Source organism: Xanthobacter autotrophicus (assembly GCF_030015065.1).
GTDB classification, from domain to species: Bacteria; Pseudomonadota; Alphaproteobacteria; order Rhizobiales; family Xanthobacteraceae; genus Xanthobacter; species Xanthobacter autotrophicus_D.
In genome coordinates this window covers 1-453 of sequence record NZ_JAIVFN010000405.1, presented here as the reverse complement: position 1 = coordinate 453, position 453 = coordinate 1, and the positions used below count along the sequence as shown (strand labels likewise).

General features: G+C 69.1%; 1 protein-coding gene. It reads left to right on the top strand.

From position 1 onward, the window contains the following. Positions 1-453, top strand: a 453-nt coding sequence (locus K9U40_RS23755) for an aldo/keto reductase (RefSeq protein WP_282892515.1), incomplete at both ends; no start/stop codon positions are given.

The window sequence follows — 453 nt, the reverse complement described above, 5'->3', positions numbered from 1 at the left end:
CCTCACCACCAAGATCTGGACCGACCACCTTTCCGCCGGCCGGCTCGTCCCGAGCCTGCAGGAGAGCCTGGAAAAGCTGCGCACGGATTACGTGGATCTGGTGCTGATCCACTGGCCCTCCCCCGGCGGCGCTGTGCCGCTGGCCGAAAGCCTGGAGGCGCTGGCCGATGCGCAATCCCGCGGGCTTGCGCGGCGCATCGGCGTGTCGAACTTCACGGTGGCGCTCCTGCGCGAGGCCGTGGCCGCCGTGGGGGCGGACATGATCGCCACGAACCAGATCGAACTGCATCCGTACCTGCAGAACCGGGCGGTGGTGGATTTCGCGCGCGGCCAGGGCGTCCACGTCACCTCGTACATGACGCTGGGCTACGGCCAGATGCTGCAGGATGCGGAGATCCAGGCGATCGCGCAGGAATGCGATGCCACGCCGGCCCAGGTCGCGCTGGCCTGGGC